Here is a 12,754-nt window from a genome sequence, read left to right as displayed (position 1 = left end):
GCATCGCGCGGCTCACGCGGCCAGCAGGCGGGGACGCTGCCGCGCGAGCCGCACGATCAGCTCGCCGAACAGCGTGTTGGCCCAGGCGAACCAGGGCCGCGTGTACTTCGCCGGGTCGTCCTGGTCGAAGGCCTCGTGCATGAAGCCGGTGCCGGCGTGCGCGGCCTTGAGCCAGGCCAGGCACTGGCGGATCTCGCCGTCGTCGTCGCTGGTGAGCGCGCGCATGGTGATCGACAGCGGCCAGATCATGCGCAGCCCCTGGTGCGGCCCGCCGATGCCCTCGGCGGCGCGGCCGCGGAAGAAGTACGGGTTGCGCGGGCTCCACGCCAGCGCGCGGCTGCGCCGATAGCGCGCGTCGTCCGGCGCGCAGCAGCCGAGGTAGGCCAGGCTGGAGAGGCCGGGCGCGTTGGCGTCGTCCATGAACAGCCGGTTGCCGTAGCCGTCCACCTCGTAGGCCCAGACCTCGCCGCCCTGCCCGTCGTCCATGACGCCGTGCGCATCGGCCGCACGTGCCACCTCGTCCGCCAGCGCGACGCACTCGTCGGCGAAGGCGCGGTCGCCGTACAGCGCCTGCGCCATCGGTGCGAGCAGGCGCAGCGCCGCCACCGCGAACAGGTTGCCGGGGACGTTGAACGGGTAGATGCAGGCGTCGTCGGAGGGGCGGAACGCGGCGTGGATCAGCCCCACCGGCCGCGTCGGGTTGCCGTAGCCGCCGAGGAACTGCGTGTCGGTCGGGTTGGCCGAGGGCCGCTGGAAGTGGTACGGCCCCGGCCCGTCCTTGCGCTGCTGCGCGCGGAAGGTGGCGACCACCAGGCGCATCGCCGCGCGCCAGTCCCCGTCGAACGGCTCGCGGTCGCCGGTGGCGCGCCAGTAGGCGTGGGCCAGCCGCACCGGGTAGCACAGCGAGTCGATCTCCCACTTGCGCTCGGCCACGCCCGGTTTCATCTCGGTGAGGTCGGCCTGCGCCCAGCTCAGCGTCGAGCGGCCGCGCGGGTCGGGCAGGAAGGCGTTGGCGTAGGGGTCGAGCGCGATGCAGCGCGCCTGCCGGCGGATCAGCCCGCGCAGCAGGCGGCGCAGCGGTGCGTCGCGCGCGGCCAGCGGCACGTAGGGCCACACCTGCGCGGAGGAATCGCGCAGCCACATCGCGTCGATGTCGCCGGTGATGACGAAGGTGTCCGGCTTGCCGTCGAGCGTGCCGGCCTCGACCGTGGTGTCCAGCGTGTTCGGGTAGCAGTTCTCGAACAGCCAGGCCAGCTCGGGGTCGCCGATGCGCGCCTTCACCTGCGCGATCTGCGTCTCGACGGCCGGGCTGGCGAACTTGCGTTTCCCCGGCGGCGGGCGGCGGCTGGCGAAGCTCCCGCCGGACGGCGACGCGGCGACGGCGCGGACCGGGCCGGCCAGCGCCGCGGCGGCGCCGAGCGCGCCGAAGCGCAGCAGGTCGCGCCGCGAGATCACCGCGCCGCCCCCGGCGCCGGCCTCGTCGCGCCGGCCAGCGAGCGCAGGCGCAGGGCGCGGCGCAGGGCTTCGATGTCGGCCGTGGTGGTCAGTCGCACTTGCCGGTGCTCCCCGGGCAGCAGGTCGAAGGCGTTGTCCGAAACCTGGACTTCCAGCCCATTAAAATCGATCCAAATCGCACGCGCCAGCCGCGTTGCAGCAATTTCCAGCAGCGGACCGTGACCGTCGTCGCGTACCTCGGCCGTCAGGCCGGGATCGGGCAAGGCCAGCGCCACGGCCGGCCGGAAGAACACCAGCCGGCGTGAGACCGTCTCCCCGCCCACGCGCCACTCCAGCACGACGACCGTGCGTGCAGGATCGGCGCCGCGCAGCAGCGCCCGGTCGTCGAGGTCCAGCGCGGGCGTGCTGGCCAGCGGCGCGGCGCGCACCGCCTCGCGCCGCGCCGAAAGTTCATGGCCGTCGAAGCCGAGCACGCGCACGGCGAGCTCGCCGTCCAGCGGCTCGCGCCGGTCGGACACCAGCCAGGCGCGCACGCGGCCGCCGTCGTGGAACGCGGCCAGGCGCAGCGGCGCGTAGAAGCGCCGCGCGTGGAACTGCAGCGCCTTCCAGCGCCCGAAGTAGTCGATGCTCGACCACGAGGCGCCGGGCCAGACGTCGTTGAGCTGCCAGTACAGCGAGCCCATGCTGCGCGGCCGCGCGCTGCGCAGATGGTCGGCGGCCAGCTCGATGCCCTCGGCCTGCATCACCTGGCTGAGGTACGCGAAGGACTCGAAATCCCTCGGCTCGCCGTAGCCGCGGCGGACGTACAGCAGCAGGCGCCGGTTGCCGTTGCCCTTGTCGTACTTCTGGTGCGCGCGCAGCACCGGCGATTCGGGCGAGAGATCGCCCGGCGCGGCGAAGGCGCGGATCGTGTCCATCGCGGGAAGGGACTGCAGCCCGTACTCGGACTGGAAGCGCGGCGTGACGCGCAGGTACTCCTCCACCGGCCGGGCCTCGCCCGACCACACCTCCCAGTAGTGGTAGTCGCCGTCGCCGGGCACGTTGGCGGGGCCAGCGTAGTCGGTACCCGGCGAGCCGGCCCAGTACGGCACCTCCGGCGACTCCTCCCTCGCCACCGCGCGCAGGGTGCGGTCGAACAGCGCGCGCATGCCCTGCTCCACCCTCGCGCGCTCGGCCGCGCCGATCGCCTGCGCGAAGGCCTTGCGGTCGGGCCAGGCTTCCCAGCCGGTCTGCACCTCGTTGTTGCCGCACCACAGCACCAGGCTGGGATGGTCGCGCAGGCGCCGCACCTGCTGGCGCGCCTCCTGCTCGACGTTGGCGCGGAAGGCCTCGTCGTAGGGCGGCACGGCGCCGCCGAACATGAAGTCCTGCCAGACCATCAGGCCGAGCCGGTCGGCCTCGTCGAAAAAGGCGTCGCTGGGATAGATGCCGCCGCCCCACACGCGCAGCATGTTCATGTTGGCGTCGCGGGCGGAGGCCAGCAGCTGCCGCATGCGCGCCTCGTCCATGCGCGCGGGGAAGCTGTCGAACGGGATCAGGTTGGCGCCCTTGGCGAACACCGGCACGCCGTTGACCACGAAGGCGAAGCCGCGGCCCCAGCGGTCGCGCTCGCGGCGCAGCTCGACGCGGCGCAGGCCGGTGCCGCGCTCCGCCTCGGCGAGCGGACGGCCGTCCGCGTCCGTCACCACGACATGGAAGCGGTAGAGGTTCTGCGGGCCGTAGCCGGCCGGCCACCAGCGCTGCGGCCGGTCGATGGTCAGGGGCAGGTCCAGCGTGTTGCGGCCCGCGGTCAGCGCCACTTCGCGCGCCGCCTCGCCCCGGCGGCCGTCGGGCGCGGTCCAGCGCACCGCGAGCCGCGCCGGCCCGGCCCGCTCGGCCTGCACCTCGACCTGAGCGTGCAGCTGCGCCCGCTCGGCGTCCACGCGGTCCTGCGCGATATGGAAGTCGGCCAGCCGCAGCGCGTCCCAGCCCTCCAGCCGCACCGGCTGCCACAGGCCCGCGGTGACGTAGCGCGGGCCCCAATCCCAGCCGTACTGGTAGGCGGCCTTGCGCACGTAGTTGGCGGTCTGCCGGCCCGGCGGCTCGTCGCCGAAGGCGGAGTCGAACTCGCCCGGCAGCGCGTAGGGCTGCTTGGCCAGCCAGGGTTGCAGGCGTGCGACCGGCGAGTGGAACACCACGCGCAGCCGGTTGTCGCCCGCGTGCAGGTAGGGTTTCGCGTCCACCCGCCAGCGCCGGAACATGTTGTCGGCGAACAGCAGCGGCCGGCCGTTGAGCTCGACGTCGGCGAAGGTGTCCAGGCCGTCGAACACCAGCTCCAGGTGCCGCTTGGCGGCCAGCGCGGGATCGAGCCGGAAGTCCAGCCGGTATTCCCAATCGGCCAGGCCGATCCATTGCAGCGACGCCTCGTTGTCGCGCCAGAACGGGTCGCCGATCAGGCCGGCCGCGAGAAGGTCGGTCTGCACGCTGCCCGGCACCTGCGCGGCGTGCCAGGCCGCCGCCTGCGGCTGCGCGCGCGCCGCCGGCGCGTCCGGCGCGAGGCGGAACCGCCAGCCCGCGGTCAGCGCCTGCGTCGAGAGGTCCTGCGCCCGCGGCGCGCCGGCGCCGGCCAGCGCCGCCGCCAGCGCCAGCGCCCGCACGGCGCGGCGCCATCCGCGGCGCGTCCTGTCGTGGAGGGATGCCTCCGCCATGACCCTCGGCCTCGTTTCCATGCGATCGTCTCCCAGGCTTGCCGTGCGCTCCGCGGACAGGTCCCCGAGCATAGCCGCAGACGTGCACGCGGATCAGGCGTGCGCATCACGCGCCGCTGGCGCCGCCGCGACGACAATCCGTTTCCCGCGCCGGCCCTGGCGCCGCCGCGGCGCGCCGCCATCTCGGGCGCAGGCCCCGCGCGGGGCGTTGTTCAATGGAGCACGGCATGATCGAACGCAGACCCTTCGACCGCCTGGGCGCCGCCGACCACGGCTGGCTCAAGGCCAGGCACCACTTCTCCTTCGCCGACTACCGCGATCCCGCCCGCATGGGCTGGGGCGCGCTGCGCGTGTGGAACGACGACGCCATCGCGCCGCACGCCGGCTTCCCGCCCCACCCGCACGCGGATATGGAGATCGTCACCTACGTGCGCGAGGGCGCGATCAGCCACCAGGACAGCCTGGGCAACCGCGGCCGCACCGTGGCCGGCGACGTGCAGGTGATGAGCGCCGGCAGCGGCATCACCCACGCCGAATACAACCTGGAGCCGCAGACCACGCGCATCTTCCAGATCTGGATCATCCCGGACCGGCAGGGCCTGCCGCCGTCTTGGGGCACCCGGCCGTTCCCCGCCGGCGAGCGCGCCGGGCGCTTCGTGGTGCTGGCCAGCGGCGGAGGACGACGGCGCCCTGCCCCTGCGCGCCGAGGCGCGCGTGCTGGGCGCCGCGCTGGAGGCCGGCGAGCGCGCCGAGTACGTGACGGCGCCGGGCCGCTACGCCTATCTGGTGCCGGCCAGGGGCACGGTGGACGTCAACGGCGTGCGGATCGAGGCGTGCGACGGCGCGGCGATCCGCGGCGAGGCCGCCCTGCACGTGACCGCGCTGGAGGACGCCGAGCTGGTGCTGGTCGATGTCGCTCCGTAGCGCTTGCTCTCTCTCCCCGGCGGGGCACGCCACGGTGGGGATACAACCCGTTCTTAGCATAGCTCCAGAAGCCTTCGATGCCGTTGATGTGGTCGCGCCCGACCGGCCGTCCCTTATTCCTTTTCCTTGCGGATTATCACTTGCTCGCCGCGCAGCTTCAGTATCGAACGGCTCGCGCTGGGCACAGCAGGCCCACAGCAGGCGATAGAACCGCTCACGTGCCGCCGCGCTGACGCGGCTGCGGAAACGCTGCCGATACCAGTCCGGCAGGGGCTGCTTGACCGGACTGGGCGGCCGCACCGAATTCCATGCAGATCCAGCTGAAGCGATGGCCGCGGGCACGACATTTGAGCCGACTATCCACCCGCCAGTAATGGCGGGCACCCACGCAAGCAGGGCAATACTTCATGACCAAATCCTCGAAGATTTGATCCGGTTTGGCCAGGAATTAGCAAATTTTCCGGCAATGATGCCGGTGCAACGGAAACCTGCTAAAAATCACGCGTAGGTTTGCAAGGGGGAAAAGTATGGACGCTGGAAAGACACTGTGTTTCGCCACGGTAGCACTGGCCTTCACTTCCAGCGGGTTGGTTGCTGGCGAGGTGCATTACTACTACACCGACCCGAACGGGAACGTGCTCGCGAAGGCCGACGCGCAAGGCGACATCGTGGCCCGCTACGACTACAAGCCTTATGGCTCGTCCGTGCCGAGCACGGGCGCACCACCGGACGGGCCGGGCTACTCGGGCCACGTCAACGACCCTGATACCGGGCTCATCTACATGCAGGCGCGCTACTACGACCCGGGGTCGGCCCGATTCCTGAGTGTGGACCCGGACGATCCGGGCTTGGGCAACGTGTTCAATTACAACCGCCACGAGTACGTCAACAACAACCCGGTCATGGGCGTCGACCCGACCGGCCGCGTCATCCAGATCGTGGGCGACACCAATTTCAAGCAGCGCATGCAGGCCGATATCAGGACCATCCGTCAGGGACCGGGCGGCCATGTACTGATCGAGAAGCTCCAGGCGACGCCGAACATTATCTACGTGGAGCCGCAGGTGCCCGGTCAAGGGCAACAGCACCCAGGCCGATCCTTCCGGCATTTCCACTAACGGCAAGGGCACAGGTTCCACGGTGCGGATCGATCCTTCGCAAACGACCGGCGGCATGGACGAGACAGGCAACACGTACCGGCCGGGATACGTCGGCGTGGCGCACGAGTTCGGCCATGCCCGCGCCATCGACCAGGGTGTGCAGAGCTACGACAAGGGCGGCAAGACCCCCGGTACGACGCCGCCGAGCGAGACCCATTCGATGGCCAACGAGAACATGGTGCGTCGGGAGCACAATCTGCCGATCCGTCCCAGCTACTACGATCCGCCGCCTCCAACGCCGCCGAATCCGCCTCCCCCGCCTCCACACAGTCCGACCAACCCATGAGTGCTATTCGCATGTCCAAGCCAAAGCGGATGGCCGCCCTGCTCCTGCTCGCATCATCGACCGCCACCGCGGGTCAGGCGGCGACATGGACGCCGACGCCGGCGTTGATCGCCGAGGTGGAAGCGCACCTCGTCCTGCCCGACGGCGCCGGGCCGCTGGATCAGTACGGCCGCTACTACTACGGCGACGTCAAGCACGGCCGTCGCGTGTTAGTGGGCGAGTTCGTGCAGGTGTCCGATCCCGGCGTCCACATCGTTGCGCCCACCCAGGCGCCCCGCATCCTGGATGGCGGCTGCTCGGTGATCAACCTGGTCTACGACACGGCGGAGAAGAAGGTCACGCCGCTGTTCTGCAACGGCAGCGCTTGAGCCGAGACAACATACCGCTCAGGGAGGGGCTATGGGCAGGAAATCATCCAAGGCGGAAGGCGCATTGCTGATGCTCGCAATCGTGATCGGCCTGCCCGTCTACCTCGCCACCAGAATATTCCAAACGATAGGCGTCGTAATCCCGGTTCTCGCCATGGTTGCAGTCGTTGCCATTGCCGCATGGGCTAATCACGCCAAGCGGCAACAGCACCTGGCTTATCTGCGCTCCAAGTATCGGGACGAGGCCTTGGTCCAAAGGATCGTTCAGCACCGTTTCTGGGAAGGACAAACCCAAGAGCAGTTGCGCGATTCGCTGGGTGCGCCGGTCGCCATCGACAAGAAGCTTCTCAAGACGATGACCCGCGAGGTATGGAAATACCGGCCATCGGGCGTCAATCGCTATCGCCTTCGCATCACGATAGACAATGGCCGCGTTGTGGGATGGGACCAAAAGAATTAGGGTGTGCCGGAAAAACGCACAATGTCACCGCCCGCGCCGGCATCCGCCGCGCGCGCATTCATTTCAGCAGGATCGGTTCGCCCTTCCCCGGCATCCGGCAGGGCACCCCGCGCTGCCGCAGGCATTCGGCCATCGCGCGCATGCCCACCTCGTAGTCGCCGTGCACCAGCAGCACCTCGCGCCGCGGCGCGTCGCCCAGCCAGTCCAGCAGGCCGGCCTGGTCGGCGTGGGCGGAGAAGCCGTTGATCGTCCACAGCTGGGCGCGCACGCGGACGTCATCGTCGAACAGCCGCACCGTCTTCGCCCCGTCGATGATGCGCCGCGCCAGCGTGCCGCTGGCGGCGTAGCCGACGAACACGATGCTGCTCTTCTCGCGCCACAGGTTGTGGCGCAGGTGGTGGCGCACGCGCCCGCCGTCGCACATGCCCGAGCCGGCCAGGATGATCGCGCCGCCCTCGATGCGGTTGATCGCCATCGAGTCGGCGGTCTCGCGGGTGAAGCGCAGGTTGGGCATGCCGAACGGGTCGTCGCGCGCGAGCGTCGCGCGGAACGCCTCGTCGAAGCACTCGGGGTGGCGGCGGAAGATCTCGGTGGCCGAGATCGCCATTGGCGAATCGAGGAACACCTGCGCGCCCGCCGGCACTCTGCCCTCGCGCAGGCCGCGGTGCAGGTAGTACAGCACCTCCTGCGCGCGTTCCATGGCGAAGGTGGGGATGACCACGTTGCCGCCGCGGCCCAGCGTCTGCTCCACCGCGCGGTACAGCTCGTCCACCGAATCGGGCAGCGAGCGGTGCGTGCGGTTGCCGTAGGTGGTTTCCATCGCCACGTATTCGGCCTGCGGCGCCGGCTGCGGATCGCGCAGGATCGGCCGGCCCGGGCTGCCCAGGTCGCCGGAGAACACGACGCGCAAGGACGTCCCGCCGTCCTCCAGTTCCAGCAGGATCGAGGCCGAGCCCAGGATGTGGCCGGCATCGCGGAAGGTGGCGCGAATGCCCTCGGCGACCGCCACCGGCACGCCGTAGCCGACCGGCTCGGCGAAGAAATCGAAGCTGTGCAGTGCATCGTCCAGGGTGTACAGCGGCGCCGCGCCGTCGCGGCCGCTGCGCGCGGCGCGGCGCGCTTCCTCCTCCTGCAGGCCGGCGGCGTCCAGCAGCACCACGCGGGCCAGGTCGCGGGTGGCGGCGGTGGCGTGGATGCGGCCGCGGAAGCCCTCGCGCACCAGCCGGGGGATGCGCCCGCAGTGGTCCAGGTGCGCGTGGGTGAGCAGCAGCGCGTCGATGCCGGCCGGATCGAACTCGAACGGCTCGGCATTGGCCCGCTCGCGCTCGCGGCCGCCCTGGAACAGGCCGCAGTCCACCAGCACGCTGCGCGCGCCGCAGCGCACCAGGTGGCAGGAGCCGGTGACTTCCTTCGCCGCGCCGTGGCAGCTGTAGACGATCATCGCCCGCGCACTCCCCGCCGCCCGCCGCGCGGCGTTCCGCCCGCGGCCCGTCGCGCCATCCTAGCGGCTCGCGGCCTACCGGGCATGCGTCAATGCATCATCAGCACGGGGACGCGCGCGTGCTCCAGCACGTGCCGCGTGGCTCCGCCCAGCACGCGCTCGCGCATCCGCGAGTGGCCGTAGGCGCCCATCACCAGCAGGTCGTAGCCGCGCACCTCGCGCAGCAGCGCGGCGCCGGCCGAGGACGGCTCGGCGTGGAAGCGGCGCCGGCGCGCGGCGATGCCGTGCGCGGCCAGGTAGGCGCAGGGATCGAAGCGCGGCAGGCCGCTGACGTCCTCATCCGGCTCCGGCGCGCCGTCCAGCACGCAGACCTCGCCCGCCCCGGCCAGCAGCGGCAGGGCGGCGCGGATCGCGCGGATCGCCTCTATGCGCCCGTTCCAGCCGACCGCGATGCGCGCGAAGGCCGCCTCCGGCTCGCCCTCCGGCAGCACCAGGCAGGGCGTGCGGCAGCCGAGCAGCGCCTCGCCCAGCACCTCGAACAGGCCCTCCGGCGCGACCAGGTCGCGCTCCAGCACCGCCAGGTCGTGCCACGCGCCGAGCATGCGCAGGGTCTGCGCCACGCCGGTGCGCACCACCGCCCAGCGCGCGGCCTGCACGCCGTAGCGGGCGGCGAAGCCGGCGAAGTCGGCGCGCGCCGGGTCGTCCTGCGACTGGCTGCTCTCGTAGAGCAGCGCCAGCACCGTGGGCTCGGCCTCGGCGGCGTTGAGCAGGCGCAGCGCCGGATCGAGGTAGCAGCCGGTGAGCGTGCCGTTCCAGCGCGCGGCGAGCCGCGCGCCGACCACCGCGGCCGCGCTCCACGGCGCGGCGGAAGTGACCAGGGCGAGCACGTCGCCGGCGCGGCCGACGGCCGGCGCCGGCGCGACCGCCGCGTTCCGCGTTCCCGAAGCGCCCATGTCCGGCTCCCTACAGGTCCAGCGTGTGGACGACCTGGTGCGCGTCGGCCGGGTCGGGCTTCCGCCGGAAGCCGAGGAACGCGGCCAGCTCGCGCATCGGCTCGTTCTCCGCCGCGTCGATCGAGAACATCTGGCGGAAGCCGTTCTGGCGCGCCGCGTCGATCAGGCGCCGCATCAGCGCCACCGCCAGCCCGCGGTGGCGCCAGTCGTCCGCCACGGTCACCGCGCATTCGCAGCGGCTGGCGTCCGCGGCGGCGGCGTAGCGGCTCACGCCCACCTCGCGCAGCGCGCCGTTGTCGTGGACCAGCGCCACGAAGGCCATGCTGTGCACGTAGTCCACGTTGACCATCTGGTCGAGCAGCACCGGCCCGGCCTCGCGCACCATGCCGAAGAAGCGGAAGTGCTGCGACTCGGGCGACAGGCGCTCGATGAAGTCGCGCTCGCGCTCGCGGTCCTCCGGCCGGATCGGGCGGATCAGCACGTGGCTGCCGTCGTTGAGCGTCTCGATCCAGTGGTCGCCGGGCAGCGCCGCGGCGGCTTCGGCGAGGGCCGGATGCAGGGTGGGCGTGGCGATCATGGCGGACCTCCGGAAGTGGAGAAAAACGCGCCGCCGCAATCGCGGCGCGCTACGACGCCTTTGTAGTCCTTCCTGCGGCGCGCGGCTTGACCAGGGTCAAGTGCGCGCCGCTAGCCGGCTTCCCTGCCCCGCGGCAGCGGCCGGGCGTTGCCGCAGAGCCCGGCCAGCAGGTCCGGGCGCAGGATGCGCACCGTCTTGCGGTTCACCGACAGGATGCCGGCGTCCTCCATGCGGCCGAACAGCCGGCTCACCGTCTCCACCACCAGGCCGAGGTAGTTGGCGATGTCGTAGCGCGACATCGGCAGGGTCAGCGTGGCGGTGTCGCGCGAGAGCCGGCCGTAGCGCTCGGACAGGCTGCGCAGGAAGGTCGCCAGCCGCTCCTGCGCCTGCTGGCGGCCCATCATCACCAGGTGGCTCTGCTCGGCGACCACCTCGCGGCTGATCACGCGCATCAGCTGCCGGTGCAGCGACGGCACGTCGCGCGTCACCTGCTGCATCATCGAGTAGGGCAGCTCGCAGATGCTGGTGCGCTCCAGCGCCTCGGCGCTGCACTGGTGGCGATCGTCGGCCAGCGCGTCCACCCCGACGATCTCGCCGGGCAGGCTGAAGCCGAGGATCTGCGCGTCGCCGGCCGGGTTCTCCACGTAGGTCTTCAGCGAGCCGGAGCGCACCACGTACAGCGCGTGGAAGGCGTCGCCCTGGCGGAACAGCAGCTTGCCGCGGTCCAGCGTGCGCTTGTCGCGCACCGCGGTGTCCAGCCGCTCCATGTCCTGGCGGTCGATGCCCGCCGGCAGGCAGAGCTCGTGCAGGGCGCACGAGCCGCAACTGCGGCGCAGCTGGTTGAGGTCGAGGACGGTGCCGGCTTCCACCGCGGAAACCTCTCGCAACGGGAGGCTCGCACCATAGCACCGCCGGCGCGCCGCTTGCAGCGGCGCGTCGCCGCAGCCTTCAGTGGCAGACCAGCACCGGGATCTGGGTGTTGAGCAGCACCTTGTGCGTCTCGCTGCCAAGCAGCAGGCGGTCGAAGCCGCGCCAGCCGTGCGAGGCCATCACGATCAGGTCGCAGCCCTGCCTGGTGGCGGCGCCGATGATCGCGGTGTACGGGCGCTGGTCGAACTCGAAGCCGCCGGTGCAGGCCACCTTGGCCGCCTCGGCGCGCTGCCTCACCTCGTCCAGGCAGCGCTGCGCGCGCCTGGTCGCCTCGTCGGTGTAGAACTCCTGCGTGGCCTGGATCATCTCGGCCAGGTAGGCCACGGTCGGGAACGGCGCCACCACGTGGAAGGCGTAGACCTTCGCGCCCAGCTGGGCCGCCAGCCCGATGCCGGTGTCGACCGCGCGCAGCGACAGGTCCGAACCGTCGGTGGGCAGCAGGATGTGCTTGAACATGGCAGGACTCCTCGTCGATGGAAGGCGCGCCGGGCGGCGCGCCTGTCACGCCCCGCAGCGTGCACGCGGCGCGCGCGGGCGATGTTGACCCGGATCAAGCGAAACGCCGGATCGCGCGGGGTTGACCCCGGTCAAGCGCTCCCGGCCGGGCGGCGCTAGATTGCCGAAGTCAGCCCCACGGAAGCGCGCCCATGGTCGGCCCCGCCCTCGAATCCCCCCCGGCGCCGCCGCGCGGCTGGCTGCGCCGGCTCGGCGCGGGCCTGATCACCGGCGCCGCCGACGACGACCCCGGCGGCATCGCCACCTACTCGCAGGCCGGCGCGCGGTTCGGCTACGCCACGCTGTGGAGCGCGCTGCTCACCCTGCCGCCGATGATCGCCATCCAGACCGTGTGCGCGCACGTGGGCCGCGTCACCGGGCGCGGCCTGGCCGCGAACATGCGGCAGGTCTACCCGAAACCGCTGCTGCTCGGCCTGATCGGCCTGCTGTTGCTCGCCAACATCGCCAACCTGGCCGCCGACATCGGCGCGATGGGCGAGGCGCTGCGGCTGCTGGCCGGCGGTCCGGCGCCGCTGTACGCCTTCGGCTTCGCCCTGCTCTCGCTGGCGCTGGAGATCTGGGTGCCGTTCCCGCGCTACGCGCCGCTGCTCAAGCTGCTCACGCTCAGCCTGTTCGCCTACGTGCTCACCGCGCTGGTGGCGCAGGTGCCGTGGCGCAGCCTGGCCTGGCAGCTGTGGCCGCGGCATGCGGGGCACGACTACATGGTCGTCGTGGTGGCGATCTTCGGCACCACCATCAGCCCCTACCTGTTCTTCTGGCAGGCCTCGGAGGAAGCCGAGGAGGAGGAGGCCGCCAGCGACGCCTCGCCGCTGCTGCTCGCACCCGAGCAGGCCGAGGCGGCGTTCCGGCGCATCCGCTTCGACACCGGGGTGGGCATGGTCTGACCTGCCCCCACTGAGCCATACCAAGTGAAGCTGTAAAGTCCGTCAACCACGAGGACGGACATGAAGAAGAGTCGCTTCACCACCGAGCAGATCATCGGGTTCATCAAGCAGTC

At 71.5% G+C, this 12,754-nt stretch carries 14 protein-coding genes and 1 pseudogene; 8 read left to right on the top strand and 7 right to left on the bottom strand.

The features are described 5' to 3' along the window. Nucleotides 1–12 precede the first annotated feature (12 nt). The gene (locus C7456_RS05735) at nucleotides 13–1,455 is read right to left on the bottom strand and encodes a glycoside hydrolase family 125 protein (protein WP_109722817.1); all 1,443 of its coding nucleotides are present in this window, start codon (nucleotides 1,453–1,455) and stop codon (nucleotides 13–15) included. Further along, nucleotides 1,452–4,142 (bottom strand): beta-mannosidase, encoded by a 2,691-nt coding sequence (locus C7456_RS05730; protein ID WP_109722816.1) that lies wholly within the window; start codon nucleotides 4,140–4,142, stop codon nucleotides 1,452–1,454. Before C7456_RS05730 ends, C7456_RS05735 begins: the two co-directional genes overlap by 4 nt. A gap of 215 nt (nucleotides 4,143–4,357) precedes the next feature. Here C7456_RS05730 and C7456_RS17490 point away from each other — a divergent pair. The 7 genes and pseudogenes from C7456_RS17490 to C7456_RS05705 form a co-directional block, all read left to right on the top strand. Next, nucleotides 4,358–4,663: pseudogene (locus tag C7456_RS17490) on the top strand (pirin family protein); the annotation flags it as partial. A gap of 193 nt (nucleotides 4,664–4,856) precedes the next feature. Beyond that, nucleotides 4,857–5,066, top strand: coding sequence for a pirin family protein (locus tag C7456_RS17485; protein ID WP_245889787.1), 210 nt, complete (start codon nucleotides 4,857–4,859; stop codon nucleotides 5,064–5,066). Nucleotides 5,067–5,343: 277 nt separating this feature from the next. Then, nucleotides 5,344–5,574: a hypothetical protein gene (locus C7456_RS17170; protein WP_170120182.1), complete on the top strand. Its 231-nt coding sequence runs from the start codon at nucleotides 5,344–5,346 to the stop codon at nucleotides 5,572–5,574. 19 nt (nucleotides 5,575–5,593) lie between these two features. Further along, complete coding sequence (locus C7456_RS05720) at nucleotides 5,594–6,184, top strand: RHS repeat-associated core domain-containing protein (RefSeq protein ID WP_109722815.1); 591 nt, start codon at nucleotides 5,594–5,596, stop codon at nucleotides 6,182–6,184. A gap of 55 nt (nucleotides 6,185–6,239) precedes the next feature. Continuing rightward, nucleotides 6,240–6,512, top strand: coding sequence for a hypothetical protein (locus tag C7456_RS05715; RefSeq protein WP_484098150.1), 273 nt, complete (start codon nucleotides 6,240–6,242; stop codon nucleotides 6,510–6,512). A gap of 11 nt (nucleotides 6,513–6,523) precedes the next feature. Then, nucleotides 6,524–6,880 carry a hypothetical protein gene (locus C7456_RS05710; protein ID WP_139942811.1) on the top strand — a complete coding sequence of 119 codons (357 nt, stop codon included), beginning with the start codon at nucleotides 6,524–6,526 and terminating at the stop codon, nucleotides 6,878–6,880. Between the two features lie 31 nt (nucleotides 6,881–6,911). Beyond that, on the top strand, nucleotides 6,912–7,340 hold the full coding sequence (locus C7456_RS05705) for a hypothetical protein (RefSeq protein WP_211306270.1): 429 nt from the start codon (nucleotides 6,912–6,914) through the stop codon (nucleotides 7,338–7,340). A gap of 58 nt (nucleotides 7,341–7,398) precedes the next feature. Here the strand turns inward: C7456_RS05705 and C7456_RS05700 are convergent, their stop codons facing one another. The 5 genes from C7456_RS05700 to C7456_RS05680 form a co-directional block, all read right to left on the bottom strand. Beyond that, the gene (locus tag C7456_RS05700; RefSeq protein WP_109722812.1) at nucleotides 7,399–8,781 is read right to left on the bottom strand and encodes an MBL fold metallo-hydrolase RNA specificity domain-containing protein; all 1,383 of its coding nucleotides are present in this window, start codon (nucleotides 8,779–8,781) and stop codon (nucleotides 7,399–7,401) included. A gap of 89 nt (nucleotides 8,782–8,870) precedes the next feature. Next, on the bottom strand, nucleotides 8,871–9,734 hold the full coding sequence (locus C7456_RS05695) for a universal stress protein (RefSeq protein ID WP_109722811.1): 864 nt from the start codon (nucleotides 9,732–9,734) through the stop codon (nucleotides 8,871–8,873). Nucleotides 9,735–9,744: 10 nt separating this feature from the next. Further along, nucleotides 9,745–10,311: a GNAT family N-acetyltransferase gene (locus C7456_RS05690; RefSeq protein ID WP_109722810.1), complete on the bottom strand. Its 567-nt coding sequence runs from the start codon at nucleotides 10,309–10,311 to the stop codon at nucleotides 9,745–9,747. Between the two features lie 110 nt (nucleotides 10,312–10,421). Next, nucleotides 10,422–11,180: a cyclic nucleotide-binding domain-containing protein gene (locus C7456_RS05685; RefSeq protein ID WP_245889785.1), complete on the bottom strand. Its 759-nt coding sequence runs from the start codon at nucleotides 11,178–11,180 to the stop codon at nucleotides 10,422–10,424. A gap of 79 nt (nucleotides 11,181–11,259) precedes the next feature. Beyond that, a complete protein-coding gene (locus C7456_RS05680; RefSeq protein ID WP_109722809.1) occupies nucleotides 11,260–11,697 on the bottom strand; it encodes a universal stress protein in 438 nt (145 codons plus the stop codon). Between the two features lie 191 nt (nucleotides 11,698–11,888). On the opposite strand from C7456_RS05680, the gene C7456_RS05675 reads away from it, so the two are divergent. After that, nucleotides 11,889–12,641: an NRAMP family divalent metal transporter gene (locus tag C7456_RS05675; protein WP_109722808.1), complete on the top strand. Its 753-nt coding sequence runs from the start codon at nucleotides 11,889–11,891 to the stop codon at nucleotides 12,639–12,641. Nucleotides 12,642–12,754 lie beyond the last annotated feature (113 nt).

Source organism: Fulvimonas soli, assembly GCF_003148905.1.
Taxonomy (GTDB): domain Bacteria; phylum Pseudomonadota; class Gammaproteobacteria; order Xanthomonadales; family Rhodanobacteraceae; genus Fulvimonas; species Fulvimonas soli.
This window is presented reverse-complemented; position numbering and strand designations above follow the sequence as displayed.

What these genes read in the sequence shown, in the direction of transcription:
- C7456_RS05730 (WP_109722816.1), bottom strand. Translation starts at nt 4,142, where the DNA reads ATGGCGGAGGCATCCCTCCACGACAGGACGCGCCGCGGATGGCGCCGC.
- C7456_RS05720 (WP_109722815.1), top strand. Translation starts at nt 5,594, where the DNA reads ATGGACGCTGGAAAGACACTGTGTTTCGCCACGGTAGCACTGGCCTTC.
- C7456_RS05715 (WP_484098150.1), top strand. Translation starts at nt 6,240, where the DNA reads ATGGACGAGACAGGCAACACGTACCGGCCGGGATACGTCGGCGTGGCG.
- C7456_RS05710 (WP_139942811.1), top strand. Translation starts at nt 6,524, where the DNA reads ATGTCCAAGCCAAAGCGGATGGCCGCCCTGCTCCTGCTCGCATCATCG.
- C7456_RS05705 (WP_211306270.1), top strand. Translation starts at nt 6,912, where the DNA reads ATGGGCAGGAAATCATCCAAGGCGGAAGGCGCATTGCTGATGCTCGCA.
- C7456_RS05700 (WP_109722812.1), bottom strand. Translation starts at nt 8,781, where the DNA reads ATGATCGTCTACAGCTGCCACGGCGCGGCGAAGGAAGTCACCGGCTCC.
- C7456_RS05695 (WP_109722811.1), bottom strand. Translation starts at nt 9,734, where the DNA reads ATGGGCGCTTCGGGAACGCGGAACGCGGCGGTCGCGCCGGCGCCGGCC.
- C7456_RS05690 (WP_109722810.1), bottom strand. Translation starts at nt 10,311, where the DNA reads ATGATCGCCACGCCCACCCTGCATCCGGCCCTCGCCGAAGCCGCCGCG.
- C7456_RS05680 (WP_109722809.1), bottom strand. Translation starts at nt 11,697, where the DNA reads ATGTTCAAGCACATCCTGCTGCCCACCGACGGTTCGGACCTGTCGCTG.
- C7456_RS05675 (WP_109722808.1), top strand. Translation starts at nt 11,889, where the DNA reads ATGGTCGGCCCCGCCCTCGAATCCCCCCCGGCGCCGCCGCGCGGCTGG.